The 23,459-nt window shown below is 46.8% G+C and carries 31 protein-coding genes; 18 read left to right on the forward strand and 13 right to left on the reverse strand.

The window, feature by feature from the left end:
• Positions 1-28: 28 nt before the first annotated feature.
• On the reverse strand, positions 29-907 hold the full coding sequence (locus JFQ59_RS05905) for a nucleoside recognition domain-containing protein (RefSeq protein WP_202319490.1): 879 nt from the start codon (positions 905-907) through the stop codon (positions 29-31).
• Positions 904-1,503, reverse strand: coding sequence for a type-4 uracil-DNA glycosylase (gene udg / locus JFQ59_RS05910; RefSeq protein ID WP_202319491.1), 600 nt, complete (start codon positions 1,501-1,503; stop codon positions 904-906). The genes JFQ59_RS05905 and udg overlap by 4 nt, the downstream gene beginning before the upstream one ends.
• A 135-nt stretch (positions 1,504-1,638) precedes the next feature.
• Here udg and JFQ59_RS05915 point away from each other — a divergent pair, with 135 nt between their 5' ends.
• The 8 genes from JFQ59_RS05915 to JFQ59_RS05950 all read left to right on the forward strand — a co-directional run bounded on the left by JFQ59_RS05915 (position 1,639) and on the right by JFQ59_RS05950 (position 7,278).
• Entirely contained in the window at positions 1,639-1,851 is a 213-nt protein-coding gene (locus JFQ59_RS05915; protein WP_202319492.1) for a TIGR00304 family membrane protein, read from the forward strand.
• Position 1,852: 1 nt separating this feature from the next.
• Positions 1,853-2,137, forward strand: coding sequence for a TIGR00304 family membrane protein (locus tag JFQ59_RS05920; RefSeq protein ID WP_202319493.1), 285 nt, complete (start codon positions 1,853-1,855; stop codon positions 2,135-2,137).
• Between the two features lie 71 nt (positions 2,138-2,208).
• Positions 2,209-4,179 carry an acetate--CoA ligase gene (acs, locus tag JFQ59_RS05925; RefSeq protein ID WP_202319494.1) on the forward strand — a complete coding sequence of 657 codons (1,971 nt, stop codon included), beginning with the start codon at positions 2,209-2,211 and terminating at the stop codon, positions 4,177-4,179.
• Positions 4,180-4,250: 71 nt separating this feature from the next.
• The gene (gene tatA / locus JFQ59_RS05930) at positions 4,251-4,589 is read left to right on the forward strand and encodes a twin-arginine translocase TatA/TatE family subunit (protein WP_230972331.1); all 339 of its coding nucleotides are present in this window, start codon (positions 4,251-4,253) and stop codon (positions 4,587-4,589) included.
• 31 nt (positions 4,590-4,620) lie between these two features.
• Complete coding sequence (locus tag JFQ59_RS05935) at positions 4,621-5,136, forward strand: 2-oxoacid:acceptor oxidoreductase family protein (protein ID WP_202319495.1); 516 nt, start codon at positions 4,621-4,623, stop codon at positions 5,134-5,136.
• Positions 5,127-5,366: a 4Fe-4S binding protein gene (locus JFQ59_RS05940; RefSeq protein WP_202319496.1), complete on the forward strand. Its 240-nt coding sequence runs from the start codon at positions 5,127-5,129 to the stop codon at positions 5,364-5,366. Before JFQ59_RS05935 ends, JFQ59_RS05940 begins: the two co-directional genes overlap by 10 nt.
• Positions 5,363-6,445 carry a pyruvate ferredoxin oxidoreductase gene (locus JFQ59_RS05945; protein WP_330999851.1) on the forward strand — a complete coding sequence of 361 codons (1,083 nt, stop codon included), beginning with the start codon at positions 5,363-5,365 and terminating at the stop codon, positions 6,443-6,445. The genes JFQ59_RS05940 and JFQ59_RS05945 overlap by 4 nt, the downstream gene beginning before the upstream one ends.
• On the forward strand, positions 6,433-7,278 hold the full coding sequence (locus JFQ59_RS05950; RefSeq protein ID WP_330999852.1) for a thiamine pyrophosphate-dependent enzyme: 846 nt from the start codon (positions 6,433-6,435) through the stop codon (positions 7,276-7,278). The genes JFQ59_RS05945 and JFQ59_RS05950 overlap by 13 nt, the downstream gene beginning before the upstream one ends.
• Here JFQ59_RS05950 and JFQ59_RS05955 read toward each other — a convergent pair.
• The 4 genes from JFQ59_RS05955 to JFQ59_RS05970 are packed head-to-tail and all read right to left on the reverse strand — an operon-like array spanning position 7,265 to position 10,282.
• Positions 7,265-7,840 carry an SAM-dependent methyltransferase gene (locus JFQ59_RS05955; protein ID WP_202319497.1) on the reverse strand — a complete coding sequence of 192 codons (576 nt, stop codon included), beginning with the start codon at positions 7,838-7,840 and terminating at the stop codon, positions 7,265-7,267. The genes JFQ59_RS05950 and JFQ59_RS05955 overlap by 14 nt on opposite strands.
• Complete coding sequence (locus tag JFQ59_RS05960) at positions 7,837-8,220, reverse strand: secondary thiamine-phosphate synthase enzyme YjbQ (RefSeq protein ID WP_202319498.1); 384 nt, start codon at positions 8,218-8,220, stop codon at positions 7,837-7,839. Before JFQ59_RS05960 ends, JFQ59_RS05955 begins: the two co-directional genes overlap by 4 nt.
• 6 nt (positions 8,221-8,226) lie before the next feature.
• Positions 8,227-9,369 carry a Clp1/GlmU family protein gene (locus tag JFQ59_RS05965; protein ID WP_202319499.1) on the reverse strand — a complete coding sequence of 381 codons (1,143 nt, stop codon included), beginning with the start codon at positions 9,367-9,369 and terminating at the stop codon, positions 8,227-8,229.
• Positions 9,350-10,282, reverse strand: a complete 933-nt coding sequence (locus JFQ59_RS05970; protein ID WP_202319500.1) for a hypothetical protein — start codon at positions 10,280-10,282, stop codon at positions 9,350-9,352. The genes JFQ59_RS05965 and JFQ59_RS05970 overlap by 20 nt, the downstream gene beginning before the upstream one ends.
• Before the next feature lie 76 nt (positions 10,283-10,358).
• On the opposite strand from JFQ59_RS05970, the gene JFQ59_RS05975 reads away from it, so the two are divergent.
• Genes JFQ59_RS05975 through JFQ59_RS05995 form a run of 5 tightly spaced genes read left to right on the forward strand, consistent with a single transcriptional unit; the run spans position 10,359 to position 13,941 of the window.
• Positions 10,359-11,630, forward strand: a complete 1,272-nt coding sequence (locus tag JFQ59_RS05975) for a thymidylate synthase (RefSeq protein ID WP_202319501.1) — start codon at positions 10,359-10,361, stop codon at positions 11,628-11,630.
• 44 nt (positions 11,631-11,674) lie between these two features.
• Entirely contained in the window at positions 11,675-12,424 is a 750-nt protein-coding gene (gene artA / locus JFQ59_RS05980) for an archaeosortase A (protein ID WP_202319502.1), read from the forward strand.
• The gene (locus JFQ59_RS05985) at positions 12,421-13,008 is read left to right on the forward strand and encodes a phosphatidylserine decarboxylase (RefSeq protein WP_202319503.1); all 588 of its coding nucleotides are present in this window, start codon (positions 12,421-12,423) and stop codon (positions 13,006-13,008) included. The genes artA and JFQ59_RS05985 overlap by 4 nt, the downstream gene beginning before the upstream one ends.
• The gene (gene pssA, locus JFQ59_RS05990) at positions 12,986-13,651 is read left to right on the forward strand and encodes a CDP-diacylglycerol--serine O-phosphatidyltransferase (protein WP_202319504.1); all 666 of its coding nucleotides are present in this window, start codon (positions 12,986-12,988) and stop codon (positions 13,649-13,651) included. Before JFQ59_RS05985 ends, pssA begins: the two co-directional genes overlap by 23 nt.
• The gene (locus JFQ59_RS05995; protein ID WP_202319505.1) at positions 13,606-13,941 is read left to right on the forward strand and encodes a dihydroneopterin aldolase family protein; all 336 of its coding nucleotides are present in this window, start codon (positions 13,606-13,608) and stop codon (positions 13,939-13,941) included. The genes pssA and JFQ59_RS05995 overlap by 46 nt, the downstream gene beginning before the upstream one ends.
• Here the strand turns inward: JFQ59_RS05995 and pyrH are convergent.
• Positions 13,931-14,590 carry a UMP kinase gene (gene pyrH / locus JFQ59_RS06000; RefSeq protein WP_202319506.1) on the reverse strand — a complete coding sequence of 220 codons (660 nt, stop codon included), beginning with the start codon at positions 14,588-14,590 and terminating at the stop codon, positions 13,931-13,933. The two genes, JFQ59_RS05995 and pyrH, sit on opposite strands and share 11 nt — an antisense overlap.
• 108 nt (positions 14,591-14,698) lie before the next feature.
• Here pyrH and minD point away from each other — a divergent pair, with 108 nt between their 5' ends.
• Together minD and JFQ59_RS06010 are read left to right on the forward strand one after the other, a co-directional pair.
• Complete coding sequence (minD, locus tag JFQ59_RS06005) at positions 14,699-15,487, forward strand: septum site-determining protein MinD (RefSeq protein WP_202319507.1); 789 nt, start codon at positions 14,699-14,701, stop codon at positions 15,485-15,487.
• Between the two features lie 4 nt (positions 15,488-15,491).
• A complete protein-coding gene (locus JFQ59_RS06010; protein WP_202319508.1) occupies positions 15,492-15,680 on the forward strand; it encodes a hypothetical protein in 189 nt (62 codons plus the stop codon).
• Here JFQ59_RS06010 and JFQ59_RS12790 read toward each other — a convergent pair.
• From JFQ59_RS12790 to JFQ59_RS06030, 5 genes are read right to left on the reverse strand one after another with little or no spacing between them, the layout of a single operon-like run.
• Positions 15,677-15,889 carry a KEOPS complex subunit Pcc1 gene (locus JFQ59_RS12790; protein WP_407928335.1) on the reverse strand — a complete coding sequence of 71 codons (213 nt, stop codon included), beginning with the start codon at positions 15,887-15,889 and terminating at the stop codon, positions 15,677-15,679. The two genes, JFQ59_RS06010 and JFQ59_RS12790, sit on opposite strands and share 4 nt — an antisense overlap.
• Positions 15,868-17,187 carry a DHHA1 domain-containing protein gene (locus JFQ59_RS06015; RefSeq protein WP_202319509.1) on the reverse strand — a complete coding sequence of 440 codons (1,320 nt, stop codon included), beginning with the start codon at positions 17,185-17,187 and terminating at the stop codon, positions 15,868-15,870. Before JFQ59_RS06015 ends, JFQ59_RS12790 begins: the two co-directional genes overlap by 22 nt.
• Positions 17,162-18,550, reverse strand: a complete 1,389-nt coding sequence (locus JFQ59_RS06020) for an aspartate kinase (protein WP_202319510.1) — start codon at positions 18,548-18,550, stop codon at positions 17,162-17,164. Before JFQ59_RS06020 ends, JFQ59_RS06015 begins: the two co-directional genes overlap by 26 nt.
• A 42-nt stretch (positions 18,551-18,592) precedes the next feature.
• Positions 18,593-19,402, reverse strand: coding sequence for a hypothetical protein (locus tag JFQ59_RS06025; protein ID WP_202319511.1), 810 nt, complete (start codon positions 19,400-19,402; stop codon positions 18,593-18,595).
• Complete coding sequence (locus tag JFQ59_RS06030; protein ID WP_202319512.1) at positions 19,399-20,154, reverse strand: sulfide-dependent adenosine diphosphate thiazole synthase; 756 nt, start codon at positions 20,152-20,154, stop codon at positions 19,399-19,401. Before JFQ59_RS06030 ends, JFQ59_RS06025 begins: the two co-directional genes overlap by 4 nt.
• A 116-nt stretch (positions 20,155-20,270) precedes the next feature.
• Between JFQ59_RS06030 and JFQ59_RS06035 the strand changes: the two genes are divergently transcribed.
• Complete coding sequence (locus tag JFQ59_RS06035; protein WP_202319513.1) at positions 20,271-21,023, forward strand: alpha/beta fold hydrolase; 753 nt, start codon at positions 20,271-20,273, stop codon at positions 21,021-21,023.
• Here the strand turns inward: JFQ59_RS06035 and JFQ59_RS06040 are convergent.
• Positions 21,000-21,509: a hydrolase gene (locus tag JFQ59_RS06040; protein WP_202319514.1), complete on the reverse strand. Its 510-nt coding sequence runs from the start codon at positions 21,507-21,509 to the stop codon at positions 21,000-21,002. The two genes, JFQ59_RS06035 and JFQ59_RS06040, sit on opposite strands and share 24 nt — an antisense overlap.
• 32 nt (positions 21,510-21,541) lie before the next feature.
• On the opposite strand from JFQ59_RS06040, the gene speE reads away from it, so the two are divergent.
• Both speE and JFQ59_RS06050 read left to right on the forward strand, forming a co-directional pair.
• Complete coding sequence (speE, locus tag JFQ59_RS06045) at positions 21,542-22,345, forward strand: spermidine synthase (protein ID WP_202319515.1); 804 nt, start codon at positions 21,542-21,544, stop codon at positions 22,343-22,345.
• The gene (locus JFQ59_RS06050; RefSeq protein WP_202319516.1) at positions 22,336-23,457 is read left to right on the forward strand and encodes an aconitase X catalytic domain-containing protein; all 1,122 of its coding nucleotides are present in this window, start codon (positions 22,336-22,338) and stop codon (positions 23,455-23,457) included. Before speE ends, JFQ59_RS06050 begins: the two co-directional genes overlap by 10 nt.
• Positions 23,458-23,459: the final 2 nt, after the last annotated feature.

Genomic DNA, 23,459 nt, shown 5'->3' on the forward strand with positions numbered 1-23,459 from the left:
CGCTACGCCTCATCATACAATCTACCACTTACATCCGCAGCAGAAGCAGTATAAAAAGCACGTCCAGTATCAGGGTCGCAGCAGAGTTAAACAGCACGATTTTAACGCCGAATCTGCCGAATAGTGAAACATGCATTGGCAGTGAGTGTTTAACGGCCCTAGCCGAGAAGCTGATGACATTACCAAGTATCAGACCAATAACCGCCCATCTCCAGTTCAACCCCGCATCCATGAACCCTGCAGCAAGTACAACAGCGGATCTTACGTTGAAAAACTCCACCCCTGCTATGGCAAGAACTCTGGGGCTTATGGGCAAAAATGATAGTAAACTGACAATTTTATCGAAGACCCCTCCCTGACTCGCCAGAACAACAGCAAAGTACGTTACAGCCATTATCAGGGCAATTCTGAAGATGTTCTGGTGCGGTGAGATCGGCTTGAAATCAACTTCAGCATCCATTCTGCCATTTTTCCACTTTCTGGATAGCAACAAACCCACCATCGACTTGATAAACGCCACACCAAATCTCGTGAGGGTGTACACAACACCTGCAAAACCCAGGACGGGTATAACAAACGGAACGAAGAAGGTATACAGATGGCTGAACACACTGGGGAAAGAATTCAAGAAGGATATCGCAATAATCTCCTTCTCATCCAACTTTTTTTCCCTCCAGGCCTGAGAGAGGACAGAGTAACTGGCAGTTGGACTTACGAAGCAGACGGCAAAGCTTACTGCAGCAATCTCACTTAAACCCAGCCGTCCCAGACGCGGTCTTATCAACTGCGAGAGCCTTTCAAGATATCCCCTTTTTATTGAATACGAAACCGCATAAATCGCAACCGCAACAACAGGCAGAGTTCTGGCAAGAAAAAACGTGGTTGAGCGTAACGCTTCTTCTATCATAGATAGTCAAAAAGAGTTGGCTGCTTTTTTTCCAGCAACTTACCCACCACTCTGAAATTTTCCTCATACTCCTTTTTTAGCTGTGGCCTGTAGAGAACCGCTGCAGGGTGATATATCGGAACTATCTTGACCTTGCCTCCCCATGCTTCTGCCTCAAAAACCTTCCCCTTTACCTTGGAGATTGAAGTAAATTCAAGCCCAAAGAGATTGAAAATGTAGTTTGCTGCGAATCTGCCCAGACAGACTATTATTTTTGGCCTTATCACTTCAAGCTGTCTTTCAAGATATCTGCCACAGGCTTCAACCTCTTCTGGTGCCGGATCCCTGTTGTTCGGAGGTCTGCATTTCAGGACGTTGCAGATGAAGACGTCGTTCCTTGTAAGACCAATTTTAGAGAGCATTTCGTTCAGGAGTTTTCCGGCATTTCCAACAAATGGCTCCCCCTTCAGGTCTTCTTCCCTTCCCGGCGCTTCTCCAACAAACACGACTTCCGCCTTCTCACTTCCGGAACCGGGAACGTAGTTTGTCTTCACCCTGTAAAGATCGCACCTCCTGCAGGTTCTGATTTCCTCAGCAATCTGCTCCAGGTTTTCCATCGAATCTTAGTGCGGAGTCAAATTAAAATAATTTGCTGCTGAATGTAAATGTCGTTGAACACTGCATGAAGTCAGGTGGGAGAAAAATTTACCGTTCCGGTAATCTTTATCTTCAATAGCGGTTCAGTTGTAACCATGAATCCATTCAAAATATTTGCGGGACTGACGATTGTCATGCTCGGAGTTTCTTTGCTGGCCCTGAGCTCGGCAGATCACAATGCAGAATATGGGGGGGTTGTTATAATCGGCCCATTTCCGATTGTTTTCTCGTCCAGCCCTGATATCGCAACGTTCATGATTTTGCTTGCAATTTTTCTGGTAATCCTGCCGTTAATCTGGAGGTGGTAGCATGATTAAGCTGCTCGCCGTAACCATTATACTGCTGGGTCTTTACCTTATCGTATCCGGGTTAAAAGAAAGAATTGAATTTGAAGATGTTAAAGAAGAATACGAAGCGGAGGAATTCGACGATAAAGAACGGAGAACCAAAAGAGAGGTTAAAGGTGGCGGAGTTATACTGATCGGCCCAATTCCGATAGTTTTTGGTGACAGCAAATACGCCACCCTTTCTTTAATTCTCGCCATTATCCTGATGGTGATATCAATCCTATTCATTCTTTTAATTGGCACCTGATTCGAATTTTCATTCAAAATCGGTGAAAGGTTTTAATCTTTAAGTGGAAAACTCTATCTTAGGTGTAAAATATGCCAGATCTTGAGGCTTTACTCAAAGAGGAGAGAGTTTTCCATCCTCCCAAGGAGCTTGTAGAGAACTCGAACATCAAGCGATTCATGGACAGACTCGGGATCAAGGATGAGGATGAGCTCAGAAAGAGAGCTCTTGAGGATCCCGAGTGGTTCTGGAGTGAGATGGCGAAGGAAGTGGGTATAGAGTGGTTCGAAGAACCGAAAAAGGTTCTCGAATGGGATCCACCCTATGCAAAGTGGTTTGTTGGTGCGAAGTACAACATCGTTCACGATGCTCTGGACAAGCAGGCGAGGTTGAGAAAGAACAAGGTTGCATACATATGGGAAGGTGAGGATGGAAGTGTCAGGAAGATTACATACGGTGAGCTGTACTGGGAGGTAAACAGACTTGCCAACGCCCTGAAAGAGCTCGGAGTAAAGAAGGGGGACCGGGTTGCAATATATATGCCAATGATCCCCGAGCTGCCCATCGCAATGCTCGCTAGTGCCAAGATAGGTGCGATCCACACAGATGTCTTCTCCGGATTCAGCCCGATGGCGCTGCAGGACAGGGTTAACGATGCAGAAGCAAAAGTTCTGATAACGGCTGACGGTTTTTACAGACGGGGCAGTATCATTCATCTTAAAGAGGATGCAGATGAGGCCATAGAAGCGGCAAAAAGTGTGGAAAGCGTGATTGTGGTCAGGAGAATTGGACTCGACGTTCCTATGCAGGATGGCAGAGACCACTGGTATGACGACATCGTAAGAGGTCAGCCAAGAGAATGCAAGACAGAGCAGATGGACGCAAATGATGCACTTTTCATCCTGTACACATCGGGAACAACGGGGAGGCCAAAGGGTGTCATCCACGCCCATGCGGGCTACGCCGTGGGTGTTTCTGCTACACTGAAGTTCGTGTTTGATATAAAGGAGGATGACGTCTACTGGTGTACCGCAGACATAGGGTGGATTACGGGGCACAGCTACATAGTTTATGCACCGCTCATTCTTGGTGCCACATCGGTAATATACTGCGGAGCTCCTGACTACCCCAAACCGGACAGATGGTGGGAGATGATCGAAAAATATGGTGTAACCGTGTTCTACACTGCCCCAACAGCTATAAGGACGTTCATGCGCCTCGGCGAGGAGTGGGTGGAGAGACACGACCTTAGCAGTTTACGCCTGCTTGGCAGCGTTGGTGAACCAATAAATCCAGAGGCATGGTTCTGGTACTACAAGTACATCGGAAAGGAAAGATGTCCGATCATGGACACATGGTGGCAGACGGAGACAGGGCATTTCATAATTACTCCACTGCCAACAACACCGCTCAAGCCCGGATCGGCCACAAAGCCATTTCCGGGGATAGATGTGGATGTGTTCGACGAAGAGGGCAATTCCCTCAGCAAAAAGAACATTGGTGGTTATCTTGTCATAAAAAGGCCCTGGCCGGGAATTCTGATAGGTCTGTGGAAAAATCCTGATAGATACATTAAAACATACTGGGAGAAGTTCAGGGATGTGTACCTTGCCGGGGATGCAGCGAGAGTTGATGAGGACGGCTATTTCTGGATTCAGGGCAGGCTTGATGACGTGCTCAACGTTTCGGGACACAGAATAGGTAACAGCGAGGTTGAATCCGCTTTAGTCAGTCATCCGGCTGTGAGTGAGGCTGCTGTTGTGGGGAGGCCGCATGAGGTTAAGGGTGAGGCGATAGTTGCCTTTGTCGTGCTCAGAAAAGGTTACAGGCCTTCTGAAGAACTGAAAGAAGGACTCAGAGAGCACGTTGCCAGGGAGATAGGAAAAATCGCCAGGCCGGATGAGATCTACTTTGTCCCGGATCTGCCGAAAACCAGAAGTGGAAAGATAATGAGGAGACTCGTCAGAGCGAAAATTACAAAAGACCGTATCGGCGATACCTCCACCCTAATGAATCCTGAAGCGCTTGTGCTTGTTGAGAAGGCTCTGGAGGGTGAAGGTTAATTTTTTAAATTTTTCATGCTCCGGGAGGGAAATTAAGAAATCTTTAAATTTTGCCCTCCACAGTATATCTGATGAACGTCGTGTATATGCAACTATTGCCCGGAGGGCAAGAGTGGCTTCTCATACTACTGCTGATATTTGTGCTATTCGGGGCAAGTAAACTGCCAGAAGTCGCCAGAAGTCTTGGTAAAAGTATGGGAGAATTCAAGAAAGCACAGAGAGAGGCAGAACTTGAACTCAGGCAGTTTGAAAGAGAACTTATAGAGGGCAGATACACCCAGAGTGAAAAAAGAAGGAAACTTGAAAAGATCGCAAGAGATCTCGGTATAGACCCTGAAGGAAAAAGCGATGAAGAACTCCTGGACGAGATAAACAAGGCGTTACCAAAAACCGAGAAAGCAGAACCATAATTTTTATATTCGGCCATATTTTTCTCCCATCATGCTAAAAGAGGTCACAATATTTAGCAGAGGGGGACAGGGAGGTGTTACGGCTGCGAGGATTCTAGCAACTGCTGCAATGCTTGAAGGGTACTACAGCCAAGCTATGCCGCAGTTCGGTCCTGAGAGAAGGGGAGCTGTCGTCAAGGCGTATCTGCGAATTTCGGACTTTCCCATAAGACGGAGGTCTCCTGTTGAGAGTCCGGACACCATCGCTATCTTCGACAGAAAAATTGATGTCCCAGACGAGGCCAAAATTTTTGTAATAAACTCCCCCGATCCTCCCGAAGTCTCTGGAAAAGTCTACTATCTTAATGCCTCCCGGATAGCTGAAAAGTACGGGTTGATTAACGCAGGCTGGACGATCGTCAGCCCTGTCATGTGCGGTGCAATGGCAAAAGCTCTGGAGATCGGCATTCATGCCCTAAAAGAAGCGATAATAATGGAGATAGGTGATAAAGCTGAAAAAAGCACTGAAGCTGCCGAAGAAGCATACAGGGTGGTTCGATGGACCTGAGCCCGTTGATAGCCAAACCCACCTACGGCTCTGCGGGAGAAACAGGCAGATGGAGAAATTACAGACCGGTCATCAACACTGAACTCTGCATAAAATGCGGTGAGTGTATGATGTACTGTCCAGAGGGTGTCATTTCGAAAAATTTGATTATAAATTACACCTACTGCAAGGGGTGTGGAGTTTGCAGGGAAGTTTGCATTCAGAAGGCAATAGTAATGATGCCGGAGTGAAAAAACTGCTCACAAGTAACGAAGCGATTGCCGAAGCGGTGAGAATAGCCAGCCCTGATATCATAGCTGCCTATCCGATAACGCCTCAATCACCCATTGTCGAGAAGCTGGCCGAAATGGTGGATAGCGGTGTCCTGGATTCCACCTTTGTAAGAGTGGAGTCAGAGCACTCAGCAATGGCAGTTATACACGGTGCCGCCACCGCCGGAGCCAGAGTCTTCACCGCCACCTCAAGCCACGGTCTTGCGTACATGTTCGAGATGTGCTGGTGGATTGCAGGCTCCCGTTTGCCAGCGGTGATGGCAATAGCAACAAGATCCATCGGTGCCCCATGGAACATCCACGGCGATCACACAGACATAATGTCCCTCAGGGATGCTGGCTGGATACTTGCCATGGCTGAAAGTGCGCAGGAGGCATTTGACATGACTCTCCAGGCGTTCGTAGTGAGTGAGAAGGTCTGCATTCCGGTTGCCATCGGAATTGACGCTTTTACGATGAGCCATACGGCGGAAGTGGTGGTGGTGAGAGAGACAAAACTTCCGGACAGAAAACAGAATTACAGAATACATCCCGAAACGGAGGTTGCAGTAAATGCAGTTACAATGGGTGATGCCAGAATGAAGGCCCGATATGACCTGGCCAGAGATCTTGAAAGCTCAGCAAAGGTTATAGACAGGACTGACACAGAATTTGGCGGATACGGTGGCATGGTTGAAAGATACAGACTTGATGATGCGGACTACGCAGTGGTTATGGCAGGAGGATGGAGCGGTGATGCAAAGGAAGCAGTAGACATGCTGCGAGAAGAGAACATTAGAATTGGCCTGCTGAGGCTCAGATTCATAAGACCTTTCCCGGAAAAAGAGCTGAAAAACCTTCCACCCAGAGTTCTCGTGGTCGATAGGGCAAATACAGGGATCAGGGGTATACTGGGCGTTGAGGTTTCTGCATGCGGGGTTGATTGCAAAAACGTTATCGCTGGAATTGGAGGAAAAAATGTCGGAGTTACCGGCTTTTACAGCCTCTTCAAAAAATTTGTTGATGGTAGAATAGGTGATGTGGAGTGGTTGCTGTGATTCTACCCGGAAACGCAAGCTGTCAGGGCTGTCCGATATCCATGGCAATGCGATGCCTTGATGAGATTGAGAACCCTGTTCTTGTCATACCGGCAGGCTGCTCAACGGTAATAGCAGGAATTCACCCAAACTCTGCCATGAAGTGTCCTGTGGTGCATTCGCCATTTACCGCTGCACCATCTGTGGCGTGTGGATTGAGTGAGGCGTACAAAAGGATGGGTGTCAGAGCAAACGTCATCGCCTGGATGGGTGATGGAGCAGTGGACATAAGCTTCTCCGCTCTGAGTGCATCGGCTGCAAGAAAAGATGACTACATCACAATTGTTGTGGATAATGAGGCCTACATGAACACGGGAACTCAGGCGAGTCTGAGCACATTCTGGAAGGCGAGGACAACAACAAGTCCGGCCGGAAAAACAGAGGAAAGGAGAAATATCGCTCTCCTGATGCTTGCACACAGGATTGAGTACGCAGCGACCGCCAGCGTTGGATATCTGAGAGATCTTAAGAGAAAATTCAGAAAGGCTGGGGAGATGAGGGGGTTTAGGTTCATTCACGTTCACGCACCTTGCCCCCCTGGATGGAGATTTCCAAGCGAAAAGACTGTTGAGGTTGCCAGAAAAGCCGTTATGAGCGGTGCTTGGATTCTATGGGAGTATGATGGAGAGTTCAGACTTTCCAAGGAAGGGGAAAGATACGCTCTGAAGGAGAACAGAATCCCGCTAAGGGAGTATCTGAAGCAGGGGAGGTTTTCCCATCTTGACGACAAAGAAATAGAGGAGCTGGAAAAAAAGATTGACGAGGAGTGGAAAACGATACTTAAACTCTTCTGAACCTTTTTCCTATGAAGTAAATCTCCGCACTTCTTTTTCTTGATGCTTTCGGACTGTGAAACTTTTTAAAACGGAAGTACGGTTTCACCTCGTTAAAGTAACCCTGTATTTCCTCACCCTGAAATATCTTGACAACGAAATTCCCACCGGATTTCAGGACTTCTCTGGCAATTCTAAAGCTTGCTCTGGCAAGATCTACCGATCTCAGGTGATCCAACGTCCACTTCCCGGTTATTTTTGGAGATGCATCGCTTATAACAACATCGTATGTTTCAGAAACCTCCCTGATTTTCTGGAGTGTCTGCTGAGAGGTGATGTCTCCCTTTATAAAGACCACATGCTCGAGAGGCGGCATTGGATTCAGGTCTACCGCCACAACCTCCGCCCCCAGCTCAACCGCAACCTGACTCCAGCCACCAGGCGTAGCACCGAGATCAAGAACGATATCCCCCTCTTTGATAAGTTTAAATGTTCTGTTCATCTGCAAAAGTTTGTAAGCCGCTCTGCTTCTGTAACCTTCCTTCTTTGCTTTCCAGTAGTAATAATCCTGCTTGTCCCTCATATTACCTTCACGAATACTTTCCTGTTTCTGGGACCGTCAAACTCGACAAAGAGTATCCTCTGCCAGGTTCCAAGAACCAGTCTTCCATTTTTCACGGGAACCACAGCGGAATTTCCGAAAATACTGGCTTTGATATGTGCATCAGCATTGCTGTCTATTCTGTCATGCCGGTATCCTGCCCTGTATGGTACGAGCTTTCCAATCTGGCTGATAATGTCCTCGAGCAAACCTGATTCAGCCTCATTTATGATAATCGAGGTCGTGGTGTGGGGTGAGTATATTAACGCAAGACCTTCCTCCACATTCAGACTGTTTTCAACCATGCTGGTTATATCCACAATCTCTTCCCTCCTGCCAGTCTTCACCTCAATTACTTCCATAGAGAATCATGGAACCCTGACTATATATTCCTTCCCTCGAGAAATTCTAAATTCTCCAAGCTCGATTCTATCGAATTCTGTGTGCCTTGTTTCGATCAGAACTTCCCCGTCCTCCAGTCCCCTCAACAGCCCCATACCCAGGTATCTGTCTCGCCAGTATAACCCGGCCACGATTCCATCGAGTTCATTCTCGGAGAGGAGAAAGACATCCTCGACATCGTAAAGTTCTTTAAATGCCTTCAACACACCGGAATCCACATCCACCCTTTCAGATGTGACTATAACGAGAAAATCGTTTCCCTTTCTCACCCAGCAAACTTTTGCTTCAAGAATGTCCTCAATGAAATCCGCAGGCATCTCCTTTCCCGCAAACAGATTGGATCTGACGTATTCGGACTTCGCCCTGATAAGCCTTGCCCCTCTTAGCTCCTTTTCATACCTGTCCGTCCTGAGCCTTACCCTCTCATCTCTGTTTCTCTCCAAAACAAAGCCTTTTTCAACCTCAAAAGCCTTCCAACCATCAAGAAAAGGCGGTTTTGGTGGAAAATATGCGACGATATCAGGCTGTATTATCTCCATCTTTGCCAGCTTGTAATCTCTTGCCCTCACACCCCTAACCCACCCGGTGGTGTCCACAACTTTTCTGCCATCTCTGCTTTCAAGTTCTCTCCACAACCTTGCCACACCCCTCAAACATCTTGCTTCCCTGCCCATCGGCGAGATCGTTCCCACAAAATAGCCATTTATCATCTCCGCATGTGAGAGAGTCGGGCAGTTTTTAACAAAACCGTAACCCATCGCACCAGGATGGGCTATATCTGACTGACCGATGTCCAGATCCAGAACGTAACATCCCCCAACCTTGTTTGCAAGAAATGCGGCAAGAGTGCTCTTTCCGCTGTCAGTACCTCCCAGAATAAAGAGTGTATCCCACTCCTTCTCCGCAAGCCTTTTCCAGCTTTCCGGAATCGTCTCTCCATCGACAATCCTGTATTCTCCATCGACCTGAATCTCACAATCACCTCTACAGTACACCGGAACGTACTTGTGACTGGAAAACTCCCTGAGCTGAGCTCCGAGAACCTCCGCTTCACCCTCAATCTTCACCCTGCCCCTGACCAGGATTGTGTTACCCTTTTTGAGTCTCATTTTCGGGAGTCTGGAAAGATATCTTCCATGTCAGAATGTTGGGCTTTGCCGAGATGGCCCTTGTGAAGTTCTTATCCTCCATCACGGCTATGCTCAGACCGTCCTGAAAGTTCTTTACCTTGTAATACTCAAAGTTCTTTTCACTCTCATTTAACTTGCCAAAGAAGTAATTTCCTATGAAGTGCATTGCCACGACCTTCTCATAGCTCCTGTTCACGAAATTGTACCGGTATCCCTCAAAATAGAAGTCTGCAACACTTTCATTGCCAGACCTTATGGAGGCTTTTACGGGCTCACCGTACATTATAAAGGCGTAGGCAAAGCTCCCATTTATTCTGGAAAGGTACCTGTATGTTTCATTGCTGGAAGAGGCGGCTTTGCCTTCAAGCGCATCAATTGCCTTTTCGACAAGTGGTTTGTAACCGACAATAATGGGCGAGGTCTGATCGACAAGGGCTATTCCGCCTTTCCTGACCTGAAGCGTGAAGTTTCCGTAGGTTACCTTATCATCCTTCGCAAAGTAAACCCTGCCCATATTGGCATCAACCAGATAGAGCGGTACGGCAGTTCTGTAATCGGCAACGAATACTTTATAGATTCCCGACGTGGTTTCAAACACAGAACGGCTGAATATTGCGGGTATTAATACACTTTCAAGATTTTTATGGACAAAACTGGCGAGCGGATCATTTTTCTCAAGACGGGTGAGGTATGAGAGATTGTAGTACTGCATGTAATAAACTCCATAAGGAGTCCAGTTAACATAGCTCCTGAAATCGCCCAGTCTTGCAACAACCTCTCTTTGCTCCGTAGAGCTTCCTCGCATCATGTAAGCGAAGACCGAGCCCAGCATGATGAGAGCAAGCAGAAAAGCCAGTGCTCTCGCTGACTTCTTTTCCATCCGTCGAGCCATGCTACAAAGTTTTACGATGGCAGATAAAATTTTTGTTTCGATGACTCTATATAGTTCTGCCTCAGGTTGAACAGTAATGATACTGACGAGATCTCCAGATGAAGCAAAGGAAACGCTCATCAGAAAGGTTCTGAGCGAGGGTGAGCTCTGCAAATCGAGATTTGGAAACTATTACTCAGCAAAACCGTCGCTTGTTGTGGTTGAAAAGCCGGAGTATTTCGGGTACGAGTTTGACTATGATGTGTGCGGAGAGAGTTACAGCGAAAGATTTTTGAGGTGCGTCGAGGCCGCAGTGGAGAAGCTGATAAAATCACCCCATTCTCGCAGGGTGTCCATACCAATATGGTATCCCAAAGATCACAATTGCAGAAACCCTGCAGCAATAACCGAGATTTCTTTTCTGGTCGTCGAAAAACTTCACCTGACAGCCTTTGTAAGATCGCTCGATTCCCTGAACTACTTTGAACACAACTTTGACTTTCTGATTGGTGCTCTTGAAGATGTGTCCAGAAAGACGGGTATTGAAGCGGGAAGTGTTGCATTACTTGTTGGCATTCCCCACATCTACGAGAGAGATATTGAGAGAGCAAAAAGCTTCGATGGAAACTACGAAGAAGTTTACGGATACAACAGGCTGGCAACACACCTTGTAGAGGACTACATATCCTCAGCCTGGCACTCAGCCCTTGAGGTAATTTACAACAACGGGAACAGAAAAAGGACCGAATGGGGAGACATATTCGAGGGACAGGGAGAGAGCCTGTCCGTTCACAGACTTTTTATCGAAATAAGAAAGCCTGAGGAGAACAAAATCCACGACAAAGCACCATTTACGGAAAAATACGGAGTGGATTACGCCCACAATTACATAATGCACGCAGCAAAGCTTGACGAAGAAGTGAGGGAGAATATACTCAAAGAGGGTGAAGAGTACACATACGCAGAGAGGGCCAGGTACTGCGAAAGAGACTACGTGAAGGTTGACCAGCTTCACAGCGTTATTAACAAGCTGAGAGACGATAAATGCAGGCGAGATTGTTACGTGGGCATATCCAGACCGTGGGACTTATACAGCGACGACCCACCGTGTCTCAGAGGTTATCAGTTTTCAAAATACGGTGAGAAACTCGTAGGCACCTTCTACATGAGATCCAACGACGCCTACGGGGCCATGCACGCAAATATGTTTGCCTTTGCCCTGCTCACCAGATACATTGCAGAGCTGACGGGTTTTGACAGCTATGCCTACAATCACTTTGCTCTAGATGCCCACATATACAACGAGTTTCTGGAAGCGGTTAGGGACATTCTCTACCCCGAGTCCCCGTCATACTCAGACTTCATCTAAGTTTTCTCAGAAAACGTTAAAAACTTCCGGATGTTGTTGAAACAATGCTGGCTGAAACCATTGCTGCCATCTCTCTGATTCCGATGCTTGTCTACGTGAAGACGCGAACGCGAATTTCAGGGTTTATCGCATGGACTCTCTTTGCACTTGCCTGTCTGACAAAAGTACCGGTTTACCTCGGCTCTGAGGACTACTACAACACCGCAGTTTTCATACTTGCGGTTGTATTTTTCTCAGTAATGGCATTCAGAATCTTGACGAAAAATTCAGAGGTATTTATTGAAGTTACTGCATTTTCTGCCCTTGCATTTGCTGTATACTTCCCGTTTGCCTTCGTGAACTTTCTGAATACATGGATAATCGACACCACTGCGATCCTGACCACGATGGTGGGTCACGTGCTGGGTTTTGAACTCGTTAGCCATGGAAACGTGATCACGGTAAACGGAAAAAGCGTGACAATAATTCTCGCCTGTACAGCAATAGAGAGCATTGCCCTTTTTACAGGCGCAACGCTGGGAATTAAAGCCGATACAGGCAGAAAGATCAAAGCATTCCTGGTATCATCACCGGTGATATATATCCTAAACCTTTTCAGGAACGTGTTTGTAAGCGTTGCCTACGGATACTCCTGGTTTGGAGAAAACAGCTTTTACATTGCCCACCATGTCATAGCAAAAATCCTTTCAACAATTGCTCTTGTCGCCATAGCATATGCGGTCTTCAAAGTGCTTCCGGAACTTGCGGAACTCATTTATTCCCTTAAAGACGAGATCGTGGGGGAGGGTCAATGATAGAGAGGAGCGGGTATCCACCAATCATAATTTTCACAGTTCTTGCCGGGATATCCTACATTATTTCACCCGCAATAACCATCCTGTTCCTCGCCGCAGCCCTGTTTACAGCGTATTTTTTCCGCGACCCTGACAGGAGGATTGGAGAGGGCATAGTCTCTCCAGCAGACGGCAAGATTGACTACATTGAAGGGAGCAGGATTGAAATTTTCATGTCCCCCTTCGACTGCCATGTCAACAGATCACCCGTCAGCGGGAAGGTTATTTCGGTGAGGTTCATAGAGGGGAGTACTCCACCTGCATTCATCAGAAGAGCAGGAGTCAGAACGAATGAGATTCTGATAGAGGGGGAAGACGGAATATTCAGGGTTCTGCAGATGGCCGGGATCTTTGCACGAAGGATCGTGAGCTACGTTAGAGAGGGCGATTATGTGAGGAAGGGAGACAGGATAGGTATGATCCGATTCGGTTCGAGGGTTGTTCTTGAGGTGCCTGAAGGTTACACCTTCATCAGGAAAGTCGGCGAAAAGATTAAAGCCGGGGAAACAGTTGCAGTAAAGGATGAGAGTATTCAGAGAAGTTAGCCTGGCCGATTCATTTACAGTTCTCAATGCCCTTTTCGGTTTCTCGGCCATTGTATACGTCCTTCTGTACGGTATTGAGGCGCACGCCTTTGCCCTGTTCTACCTCTCAACATTTGCAGACGGAATTGACGGTTTTGTTGCACGAAAAACGGAAAAAAGCCCGTTTGGTAAGGAAATGGACTCTCTGGCTGATTCAATATCCTTCGGTGTTTTCCCTGCAGTTCTGATGGTCAGATACTCTGCCAGTTTATTCCCGTTCGCAGCCCTTCTTCTTGCCTTCTCAATACTGAGGCTCGCAAGATTCAATACCCTTAAATTTTCTGATTTCTACGGTGTTCCAACTCTCGTTACCGCACTGATCATAACATCTCTAATACGAATATCGGGGGATTACTACACAATCGCACTCTCAGCCTTTGCCCTTTCTTTCCTGATGATCTCCGACATCATCTATCCACGAATACGTGATCCAATAATTTTTGCTGTGCTTGGTGTGGTACTGATTTCGGCAATTTTCTTTGCCGAGATGTGCATTGCAATCCTGATTCTCACAGGTATTTACGTCATCTATCCGGTTATTAAGGAGGTGATGGGGAGATGGAAGCAAAGGAAAGTGAAGAAGCTGCTTTCGAAGCAGGAATAAAACTGGGTGCCTTGTTCCACCAGTTCATCGGTGTTCCCGTTTCTGAGAAAAATGCAGAAATCCTTGAGAGGGCAATGGAAAGCTGCATGCTACTGCAACCCTATGTCGTCGAGGCCGAGGTTAGAATAAATAGAGAGAAGCTGAGGGCCGTGTCCGATTTCGGATACACCTCACTGATGCCCGACATGCTTTACGCCAGAGTTAAGGTGAAGCTGGGAGATGTGGAGGCTTCAGCGGTACTCGAGTGGAGGGAGGATATGAAGTACCCGTTGATGAGGCTCATTCGATGATTGTTCCAACAACATCCCCATCCACAGCTTTCAGCAGATTTTCAGGCTCTCCGAGAATTACATATGTCCTTACACCGCTCCTCTCGATTATCTTTGCAGCAAGAAGGTCAACTACGACGTTCGCTCCAGCCTTCATCGACCCCTTTCCCACGATCTCAACGAGTTCTGAGGGTCTGAGCCTTTCATATCTGACTGCATCCCTCACCTTCCTGGGATCACCGGAATAGACCCCGTCAACATTTGTGGCATTGATGAACAGATCAGCACCAACAAATTCGGCCAGAAGCGCTGCCGTAGCATCAGTTGTGTGCCCGGGGAATGTTCCCCCCATCACCACAGCTCTGCTGTTTTTGGAGAGCTCTTCCGCCTCCATAAAGTCTGCTGGAACTTTTCTGGCAGCACTTTTCATCGCAGATATTAGCAGCATTGCATTCATTCTTGTTGCGGCAATACCAATGTAATCGCAGAACGTTTCACTCGCCCCAAGCTCTCTCGCCTTTGCAATATACTCTCTGGCAAGCTTTCCGCCACCTACAACAATAAAGGTTTGATGATTTTCAGCGATGATGTCCAGAACCCTGCTGAATTCCCTTATTCTCGCAACGTCATTTCCAAATACCGACCCTCCAAGAGAGATCACGATCTTCATCAGCAGTCTTCTTCGGCCTCTGCTTTTATATTCTTGGTAGCTTGAAAATGTTTAAATATGGTAAGGTGTCATTATGAGTATTAGGAGGTTGCAACCGGGGGAGGTATAATGGTCAGAACAATCACAATTGCTTCGGGGAAGGGCGGGACAGGCAAAACCACTATTGCGGCAAATCTCGGTGTTTCTCTTTCTCAACTCGGACATGACGTTACAATCGTTGATGCCGATATTACGATGGCGAACCTGGAGCTGATTCTCGGTATGGAGGGGCTTCCCATCACACTCCAGAACGTTCTCGCTGGTGAAGCGAGGATTGATGAGGCAATTTATGTCGGTCCGGGTGGAGTTAAGGTTGTTCCGGCTGGGGTGAGTCTGGAGGGGTTGAGAAAGGCCAATCCTGAAAAACTTGAGGACGTTTTAACGCAGATCATGGAAAGCACCGACATCCTGATCCTTGACGCACCAGCAGGACTTGAAAGGAGTGCCGTTATCGCTATAGCTGCTGCTCAGGAGCTTATACTCGTTGTCAACCCGGAAATTGCCTCAATAACTGATGGACTCAAAACAAAAATCGTTGCAGAGAGACTCGGGACGAAAGTTCTGGGAGTTGTTGTGAACAGGATCACCACTCTCGGGATAGACATGGCCAAAAATGAAATCGAGGCAATTCTTGAAGCGAGGGTTATAGGCATGATACCCGACGACCCGGAGGTGAGAAAGGCCGCAGCTTACGGAAAACCTGTGGTTCTGAGATCACCTAATTCTCCCGCCGCCAGGGCCATCAGAGAACTTGCTGAAAGGATAGCCGGTGTTAAGAAGAGGGTACCTGCAGAGGTCAAGGAGAAGAAGAAGGAGGGTGCTCTGGCGAAAATGCTGAGAATATTCCGGTTAAGGTGATGATATGGAGAGCGTGTTGGAGTACATACTGGTAATACTGCTTTTGATAAGTATAGTACTGAATCTCATGCTGCTAAAAAAAGTGAGACAATTAAACAAAGAATTAAGAGAAGTGGGAGCAAGAGTGAGCGTAACGAAAGACGAGCTTTCACAGATAAGAGCAAGACTGGAGAGAATGAAGGGGGAAATTTAAAGTATATTTAATATTTTTTCGCACATCTTTATGTTCATGAGGTAGTCATCCAGGGCCGACAGGAGTGTCCCTACCTTTTCCACGCTTACAACTATGATTATTTTTTCATTTGCAAAACACGAGCACCACTCCGGATCATCCGGCTTCAGCGACCGAACAACGCTTTCGGCATCCTTTGACTCCACCTCTAAGCGAGCATGGCACAGCACAGTCTGTCAACCTCCTTCAAAAACTCGTCAACCTTATCTGCTGAAAGATTTGCCCCTGCTGCCACTCTGTGGCCCCCTCCTCTTCCACCCACCTTTTCTGCAGCAAGTTTCATCACCTCTGCAAGATCCACCCGCTCAGCGAGACTTTCGTTTGTCCTTGCAGACACCTTTGCGTATTCATCCTTTATATTCACGACTATCAGGGGCTTATCGGCCATCAGATATCTCGAAAGAACTGTGGCTATTGGGCTGGCAGACAGACCATTTTCCATGACAATATACCGGATACAGAATCCGTTTCTGACCTCTTCCTTTCTTCTCCTGATTTCCTCCAGCACCTGCATGGTGTAGTCGTAGTTGATTTTTATCGCCCTGTCGAGACATCCAACATCGCCGAGCAGAAGAGACAGGGCCACGCTCATATCTCCAGCCCTTCCGCAAGAGTTCACCACATCTACAAGAGTAGAGGAGTTCTTCAACAACATATTTTTGAGTACCAGCCTTTTCCCAATGATCTGCTCGAAAACACCGGTATAGGCACCCTGCTTCAAAAGTCTCAGAACAACGGCATCTGCAAGCCTTCTCAGCTCATCATCTTCCAGTTCATCGATTTCCCTTTCTCCATCAAGCCGGGCCTTGCTGAGAAATTCCTCGATCTCATCATCGTTTCCGTAAAAGTCCAGGAAGGGTTCGAGACTTCTTACCAGAGAATCTCTGAGTTTTCCTGACGGCAGGGATATACCCTTTCTTTCCTCAATGACCCCCGCCTCAATACCCTCTCTAACAACTTCTGCATTACCACCAGTAATTTTCTGCTTGTCGCCTAGCATTCCGACCACTGCCACAGAAGCAAGGTCTTTATTTTTACCCAGCTCATTTGCAAAGAAGTACGAAACACCACTGGCTGAAAGTTCATACGTACCGTCCATGCCAACCAAATGCGGATTCACGTGGGCCAGGTTCCTCTTCGGGTTTATCCCCCCGCTGGGAATGTGGTGATCAAGAACCACAACATCGGCATCAACCTCAGAAATCAGGTCTGCATAACCGCTTCCCATGTCCGCAAAAAGCAGAAGTTCCCCCTTCTCGTACTCAAAACTCTCATTCAAACCCTTTAAAAATGAGATCTGAAAGCTTTTTCCGGCTTTTAGAAGAGATCTTGCTATTATGGCCCCCGCCGATATGCCGTCAGCATCGTGATGCGTGTAAACTCTGACAAAGTCGTGCTTTTCAACAAGGTCCGCTGCTTTCCTTGCCCTTTCCCTTAAAAGACTAATTGCCGAGCTCGAACTCGTCATGAACAACTCTCACCGCATTAACACCTTCACTACTGTCAACTGCAAACGAAACATTATACTCAGAACAACTCTGGCTGATCATTATTACGTTTATCCTGTTCCTTCCAAGTGCAGAGAATATCTTTCCTGCAACACCGGGTGTACCAGCCATTCCCGAACCAACGGCACTCACAACTGCAACATCTGTTATCCTGTCCACCTTAATCACTCCATTTTCCAGGTTCTTCAGGGTACTGTAGGCCTTATCCAGATCCCTGATGTCAACCACTATGGAAAGATTGAGCTCCGAAGAGCTCTGTGCAACCATAATGACATTTACCCTCTCATCTGAAAGTCTTCTGAAAACCTCAGACATTATCTCTGCAAAATCAAAGCCCGCTCCACTGATGTTCACTATTCCGGCCTTTGGTATAAGGCTCAGAGCCTTAACGATGTCCGTAACGTCCTCCGTTCTTGAACCTATCACGGTTCCCGGTGAGTCTGGATTGAAGGTATTCTTGATTCTTACAGGTATCCTCTTCCTCATCACCGGTTCTAGCGCTCTGGGATGAAGGATTTTCGCTCCGAAATGAGAGAGTTCCATGGCCTCCTGATACGAGATCTCCGGTATAACCTTGGCATTCGGAACATATTTGGGATCGCACGTCATTATACCATCAACCTCTTTCCACAGCCAGACCTCATCCACCTCAAGTGCTGCTGCCAGAATAGTTGCTGTGAAATCGCTACCGCCCCTTCCGAGGGTTGTAATACTGCCGTCATCCGTTACACCGATGAATCCTGTGACGACGGGTATCGTCTTTTTTATGGTAAGCAGAGGTTCAATTCTGCTCTTTATTGTCGTATAAACTGTGGGCAACGGTTTGGCTCTGCCGTAATTCCTGTCAGTGATTATACCAGCATCTCCTCCCGTTAAAGCTACGGAATCAACTCCAATAGAGAGCAGAGCGGCCGAAAATATGGGGGCAAGAAGCCTCTCACCGAAAGATATGATGTAATCCTCGCTCCTTCTTGTAAGCTCACCTAGATAGCTTATACCGAGCAGAACCTTCTCCAGCTCATCGAGAAGTCGTTCTGTTGTCGCCACAACCTTGTTCTTTATTTCCTCGTTCCTTACTGCATACTCAATTGCCTCATAGTGCTTCTGCATCATCTCTGCTATGAACATTTTGATGTATCCCGCAGATGGTTCCGAACAGCACTTGCTTGCTGCCCTAATCAATGCGTCTGTTACACCGGCCATTGCCGAAACCACAACCACAATTTCATTCCCTTCTGAAAACTTCTTTACAAGATTAGCACAATGAAGAATGTTTTTTCCATCCTTTACACTTACTCCTCCAAATTTCATGACGATTCTCATCTTTTAGCCTGAGTTTACCAGGAAATATAAAGTTTGCTGCGCTCATTTGTGACTCCAGAACCTCTTGAAGAATTTTTTACATCTTTCATAATCAAGTTTACTGACGAACCTCGCAAGCTTCTGCTCATGGACAAAATGGGGATAATCACCCTCAAAGTCCGGAACCATCTCTCTCTTTTCAACGAGTGTTATAAAAATAAGACTTCTTGCAGCAAGCAGACTGTAATCACAATCTTCTTCACATATTAAAGCTCTCATGAGCGCATCCACCGGAGTTTCCCTGTACTCCATACCAAGCTCCCCGGCTATGTAACCAGGAATAAAGACTGCCTCGGCATCGAGAAGCTCGGCAAGTTTTATGTGCCTTATCCCTGCTTCCACCACCAGATCGTCCGCTGGTTTGATGGCTTCAGCCCTCATTCTGTCGCGCATCAGAATCCTCTCAGCGTCTGCACGAGCAAAGTTCAGATATTTCTCCACAATTTCATCAAAATCAATCATGAATGATTCAGTGTATTCGGCATGCGCCTTGTTCACCTTTCTCTCCATTTCCCTAACCCCTTCATCACCGGTACTGAAATTCCTGATTTTTTCAACCTCTTCAAGGTAAGGTTCAATCTGAAGAATTTCTTTCCCCCTCATATTCCTCAGCATCTCGATTTTTCTTGCGGTGTACACTGGAAACTGTGTGCCTATCTTTCTAACATAAAAATCAACGTCAATTTTACCCTCAACAACCTCATGGAAAAGGTCGTTTCTCGGTTCCTCGAGAATTATGACGTTAGCTTTTTCAAATTCTTTCTTAATAAAAATAAGATTTTCAACTCTCGACGTTGTGAGAATCACCTTCATGAGAGGTCTTCAGCAACCACATCCGCTATTTTCTTACCGCTTATCAGCATTCCGCCAAATATCGGACCCATTCTTGGCAAATTGTGCAGGGCCGCAACAGCCATACCTGCAGCATAGAGGCCTTTCACAACCTTACCGGTCTTTTCAACAATTTCCTTCTCAGCAACCTCGGAATGGGCGGACCTTTCTCCCGGAACGTGAACTTCAAGCGGTATTTTTCTCGCTGCCACAGAAATTACCTCAGCATCATGACCGGTAGCATCCACAACAGCTCTGCTTCTCAGGAAAATGGGGTCAACATGAAGGCCGGATATTTCGACTGCACTCCACTGCACGCACACTCCTTTAACAGCCAGTGGATCCTCTCTGAAAATCACGTCCTCCACTGAAACACCGTGAAGTATCTTAGCCCCACTATCTATTGCCTTAACAGCAAGCTTCGCCATCATCTCGGCGGCATCGATTACCAGAAGGTTTCTCCTTTCCTTGTATGCTATACCAAAGTCGTCGAGGATGTCCTTTGCCTCAGTTTCGGCCACGATTTTGTGGAACAGCATTCCCCCGCCACCAATACCGCCGCCAAAACTCAACCTTCTCTCGAGAACCAGAGTTTTGAATCCCTTTTCCGCAATGTATTTCGCAGCAGTTAACCCTGAAGGACCAGCACCCACAATGATAACATCGGACTCTGCAAACTCCACCCACTCTTCCGATGCAGACTCAATTATCGCCCTCGTTATTTCAGCTTCCATGCTGCCCTTAATTAGTCAGTGTTTAATAGATTTTCCTGAAATGCTGAAATTCTATTAATTGCCCGAATGCCAAAATTCATAAAAAATTTTAAATTTTTAGGAACGTGCTTGGAACCATGGAAAGAATCGAAGCTGACGTGGATGCGGTCAGGCTGTCTTTTCTAAAGGGCAAAGACAGGAAAGTTGTTTACATCCACGGCTCCGGATGTGATGCCACACTCTGGAAAAATCAACTGAAAGCCGTTGGGGGGTATGCAGTAGACCTGCCGAACCATGGGAAAAGTTGCAGTGCTGAGATACGTGATATAGACGACTACGCCTACTTTGTGGCTAAAGCCGTAAAAAAGCTTTTTGGAAAGGCGGTGATTGCCGGACACAGTCTTGGCGGGGCTGTTGCTCAGAAAATATATCTGAACCACCCCAAGGTTGTTGAGGGGCTCATCCTCATTGGAACCGGTGTAAGACTTCGTGTACTTCCTGAAATTCTCAGAGGACTAAAAGAGAGGCCTGACGAGACCTCTAAACTGGTTTCAGAGTACTCTTTTGCCAACAGAAATATGGCCGAGGAGTTTTCAGAGATATTCAGGGCCAGACCGGATTTGCTCAGAAAGGATTTGCTCATTTGCGATAAGTTCGATCTTCTGGAGAAATACAGAAATGGCGAAATAAGGATAGATGTGCCAGTACTGATAGTCGTTGGCGAGAAGGACCGGCTGACTCCGGTAAAGTACGCAGAATTTCTAAAGAAGCACATCTCGAACTCTGAACTTGTGATAATAGAAGATGCTGGTCATATGGTTATGCTTGAAAGGCCTGAGGGTCTGAACGATGCAATGGGGAGATTTTTAGAGAGATTTGACAATATTTAATACCTCTTTAAATGCCGGGTGTTCGGCGGTTTCCATGAGCTCATATATGATGCTCTCTGACGTCGTCAGCTTTATCCCTTCGCTTTGCATTCGTTTCAGAGCTATTTCCCTGTCATACCCCCTCCTCGAGCCCGTGCAATCTGCCGCAACATATACATCATAACCTTCTTTTTTCATATCAATTGCCGTTTGAAGAACGCAGATGTGAGTTTCGATGCCGGTAAGAACCACCCGTCTTCCGCTGATGGAGTTTCTGAACTCCTCACTTTTGAAGCAACTGAATGTCGACTTTACAATGGGTCTTGACTCCGTCAGTTCTGCAATTTCATCCACCGTTCTGCCGAGCTTTATCTGCTCCGTTACGACAACGGGGACATCAAGAGCTTTCAACGCCAGTATAAGCTTTTTCGTGTTTTTCAAAACATTATTGATGTCTGCAATGTGCGGTGCGAGCTTTTCCTGTATATCTATCACCACCAGAGACATAGATTTATAATTCCGTTGGACTTTATTAGCTTATGGATTGGTTCATCGAGTACTACAACGGCAGTGGACTGGCAGTCAGGGTTGTTAAAAAGCTCGCTGAAATAGAAGGGATTCAGAAAGTTGAGGTGTACGAAACCGAATCTCTGGGAAAAATGCTTGTAATCGACGGAAAAATCCAGCTCACCGAGTTTGATGAGGCTTTCTATCATGAAATGCTGGTTCACGTACCCATGCTCTCCCATCCGAACCCCAAAAAAGTTGGAATAATTGGAGGTGGAGACGGAGGTGCTTTGAGAGAGGTACTCAAGCATGACGTCAGCAGGGTCGTGCTGATCGATATTGATCGGAATGTTATTGAATTCTGCAAAAAATTTCTCAAAATAGACAGGGGAGCATTCGACGATGAGAGGGTGGAAATCGTGGTGTCTGACGGAAAAGAGTTCTTAAAGCAGAGCGAGAAATTTGACGTTATTCTCGTGGACAGCACAGATCCTGTGGGAGTGAGCGATACTCTCTTTGACAGAGAGTTTTTCGAACTTGCCAGAAGCAAATGTGATGTTTTCTGCTGCCAGTCACAATCTCCTCTTGTTCAGAAGGAATACTTCAAGAAACTTCTGGAAAACTCATCCGTGTTTGAGAAAAGGACGGTGTTTCTGGCTTCAGTGCCAACATATCCGATGGCTATCTGGAGTTTTATTCTTGCCGGTAATTTTGATTTTGCGGAAGATAGATTTGAAAAAATCAGAGGAAAAACGCACCATTACAATCCAGATGTTCACAGGGCAGCCTTCGCATTACCTGAATGGATGAAAAAGGAGGTTGAGGGATGTATCTAACGAGAGAAGAGGAGGAGATGCTGAACGGCGATGATGAAACGATCAGCAGGTGCATGGAGATTCTAATAGCAGCAGGAGAAGCAAACGAGGCTGAAAGACTCGTTAAGGTCAAATCTGCCCATATCTCGGGCGTTAGCTTTGATAACATCGGTGAAGGTGGATTGGAGTGGCTCGAATCTTTAAGAGGCAGAGTAATAATCCCCGCAACGCTGAACCCTGCCGGAATGGACCTGAACAGATGGAGAGAAATGGGGATCGATGATGAATTCTACAACAATCAGATCAGAGTTCTGAGGGTGTTCGAGAATCTTGGTGTTGACATCTCCCTGTCCTGCACTCCATATTATCTCAATCCTCCGGAATTTGGGGACCATCTGGCATGGGCTGAGAGTAACGCAATTGTCTACGCCAACTCAATCATCGGGGCAAGAACAAACAGGGAATGTGGCCCAACAGCGATTGCGGCAGCATTAACTGGCAGAATACCATACTACGGACTGCACATCAAAGAGAACAGGGCACCATCTATTACCGTTAAGGTCAGCGGAAACATAGCTGCCGCCGGTTACCTGATTGGAAGAGAGCTGAAGGATCACATCCCTCTGATCATCTTTGACAGAAACGTGAGCGAAGCTGAACTCAAGCTGTTCGGCGCAGCAATTGCGGCGACCGGAAACACTGCCATGTTCCACGCAAAGGATATAACCCCCGAATGGAAGGATTTTGAAATACCGTCTGAAACGATCGAAATCCATGGATCGCTTGAAAGTGCATGCGATCCCGATCTCATCACCGTGGGATGCCCCCATACCTCGAAAGAGGAACTTGAGACCATTCTTAAGCTTATGGATGGAAGAATGGCAAAAAAAGAATTCTGGGTGTTCACATCCAGAAAAGTTTCGGCCGAGAATCCAGAGATCGTCAGAAAACTTGAAGCTCTGGGAGTTAAAGTTCTTAACGATACATGCATGGTTGTATCACCAGCAACCGACAGGTTCAGATGCGTTATGGTCAACTCGGGCAAGGCATTTCACTACCTGACACTGAAAAGAAGTGTTGAAGTGTCCTTTGGAGACCTGAAAGAATGCGTTGAGGCTGCCGTAAAACCGTAAAA

It is taken from the genome of Archaeoglobus neptunius (genome assembly GCF_016757965.1).
In the GTDB taxonomy this organism is placed as follows: domain Archaea; phylum Halobacteriota; class Archaeoglobi; order Archaeoglobales; family Archaeoglobaceae; genus Archaeoglobus; species Archaeoglobus neptunius.

What these genes read in the sequence shown, in the direction of transcription:
- JFQ59_RS05905 (WP_202319490.1), bottom strand. Translation starts at nt 907, where the DNA reads ATGATAGAAGAAGCGTTACGCTCAACCACGTTTTTTCTTGCCAGAACT.
- udg (WP_202319491.1), bottom strand. Translation starts at nt 1,503, where the DNA reads ATGGAAAACCTGGAGCAGATTGCTGAGGAAATCAGAACCTGCAGGAGG.
- JFQ59_RS05915 (WP_202319492.1), top strand. Translation starts at nt 1,639, where the DNA reads ATGAATCCATTCAAAATATTTGCGGGACTGACGATTGTCATGCTCGGA.
- JFQ59_RS05920 (WP_202319493.1), top strand. Translation starts at nt 1,853, where the DNA reads ATGATTAAGCTGCTCGCCGTAACCATTATACTGCTGGGTCTTTACCTT.
- acs (WP_202319494.1), top strand. Translation starts at nt 2,209, where the DNA reads ATGCCAGATCTTGAGGCTTTACTCAAAGAGGAGAGAGTTTTCCATCCT.
- tatA (WP_230972331.1), top strand. Translation starts at nt 4,251, where the DNA reads ATGAACGTCGTGTATATGCAACTATTGCCCGGAGGGCAAGAGTGGCTT.
- JFQ59_RS05935 (WP_202319495.1), top strand. Translation starts at nt 4,621, where the DNA reads ATGCTAAAAGAGGTCACAATATTTAGCAGAGGGGGACAGGGAGGTGTT.
- JFQ59_RS05940 (WP_202319496.1), top strand. Translation starts at nt 5,127, where the DNA reads ATGGACCTGAGCCCGTTGATAGCCAAACCCACCTACGGCTCTGCGGGA.
- JFQ59_RS05955 (WP_202319497.1), bottom strand. Translation starts at nt 7,840, where the DNA reads ATGAGGGACAAGCAGGATTATTACTACTGGAAAGCAAAGAAGGAAGGT.
- JFQ59_RS05960 (WP_202319498.1), bottom strand. Translation starts at nt 8,220, where the DNA reads ATGGAAGTAATTGAGGTGAAGACTGGCAGGAGGGAAGAGATTGTGGAT.
- JFQ59_RS05965 (WP_202319499.1), bottom strand. Translation starts at nt 9,369, where the DNA reads ATGAGACTCAAAAAGGGTAACACAATCCTGGTCAGGGGCAGGGTGAAG.
- JFQ59_RS05970 (WP_202319500.1), bottom strand. Translation starts at nt 10,282, where the DNA reads ATGGCTCGACGGATGGAAAAGAAGTCAGCGAGAGCACTGGCTTTTCTG.
- JFQ59_RS05975 (WP_202319501.1), top strand. Translation starts at nt 10,359, where the DNA reads ATGATACTGACGAGATCTCCAGATGAAGCAAAGGAAACGCTCATCAGA.
- artA (WP_202319502.1), top strand. Translation starts at nt 11,675, where the DNA reads ATGCTGGCTGAAACCATTGCTGCCATCTCTCTGATTCCGATGCTTGTC.
- JFQ59_RS05985 (WP_202319503.1), top strand. Translation starts at nt 12,421, where the DNA reads ATGATAGAGAGGAGCGGGTATCCACCAATCATAATTTTCACAGTTCTT.
- pssA (WP_202319504.1), top strand. Translation starts at nt 12,986, where the DNA reads ATGAGAGTATTCAGAGAAGTTAGCCTGGCCGATTCATTTACAGTTCTC.
- JFQ59_RS05995 (WP_202319505.1), top strand. Translation starts at nt 13,606, where the DNA reads ATGGAAGCAAAGGAAAGTGAAGAAGCTGCTTTCGAAGCAGGAATAAAA.
- pyrH (WP_202319506.1), bottom strand. Translation starts at nt 14,590, where the DNA reads ATGAAGATCGTGATCTCTCTTGGAGGGTCGGTATTTGGAAATGACGTT.
- minD (WP_202319507.1), top strand. Translation starts at nt 14,699, where the DNA reads ATGGTCAGAACAATCACAATTGCTTCGGGGAAGGGCGGGACAGGCAAA.
- JFQ59_RS06010 (WP_202319508.1), top strand. Translation starts at nt 15,492, where the DNA reads ATGGAGAGCGTGTTGGAGTACATACTGGTAATACTGCTTTTGATAAGT.
- JFQ59_RS06015 (WP_202319509.1), bottom strand. Translation starts at nt 17,187, where the DNA reads ATGACGAGTTCGAGCTCGGCAATTAGTCTTTTAAGGGAAAGGGCAAGG.
- JFQ59_RS06020 (WP_202319510.1), bottom strand. Translation starts at nt 18,550, where the DNA reads ATGAGAATCGTCATGAAATTTGGAGGAGTAAGTGTAAAGGATGGAAAA.
- JFQ59_RS06025 (WP_202319511.1), bottom strand. Translation starts at nt 19,402, where the DNA reads ATGAAGGTGATTCTCACAACGTCGAGAGTTGAAAATCTTATTTTTATT.
- JFQ59_RS06030 (WP_202319512.1), bottom strand. Translation starts at nt 20,154, where the DNA reads ATGGAAGCTGAAATAACGAGGGCGATAATTGAGTCTGCATCGGAAGAG.
- JFQ59_RS06035 (WP_202319513.1), top strand. Translation starts at nt 20,271, where the DNA reads ATGGAAAGAATCGAAGCTGACGTGGATGCGGTCAGGCTGTCTTTTCTA.
- JFQ59_RS06040 (WP_202319514.1), bottom strand. Translation starts at nt 21,509, where the DNA reads ATGTCTCTGGTGGTGATAGATATACAGGAAAAGCTCGCACCGCACATT.
- speE (WP_202319515.1), top strand. Translation starts at nt 21,542, where the DNA reads ATGGATTGGTTCATCGAGTACTACAACGGCAGTGGACTGGCAGTCAGG.
- JFQ59_RS06050 (WP_202319516.1), top strand. Translation starts at nt 22,336, where the DNA reads ATGTATCTAACGAGAGAAGAGGAGGAGATGCTGAACGGCGATGATGAA.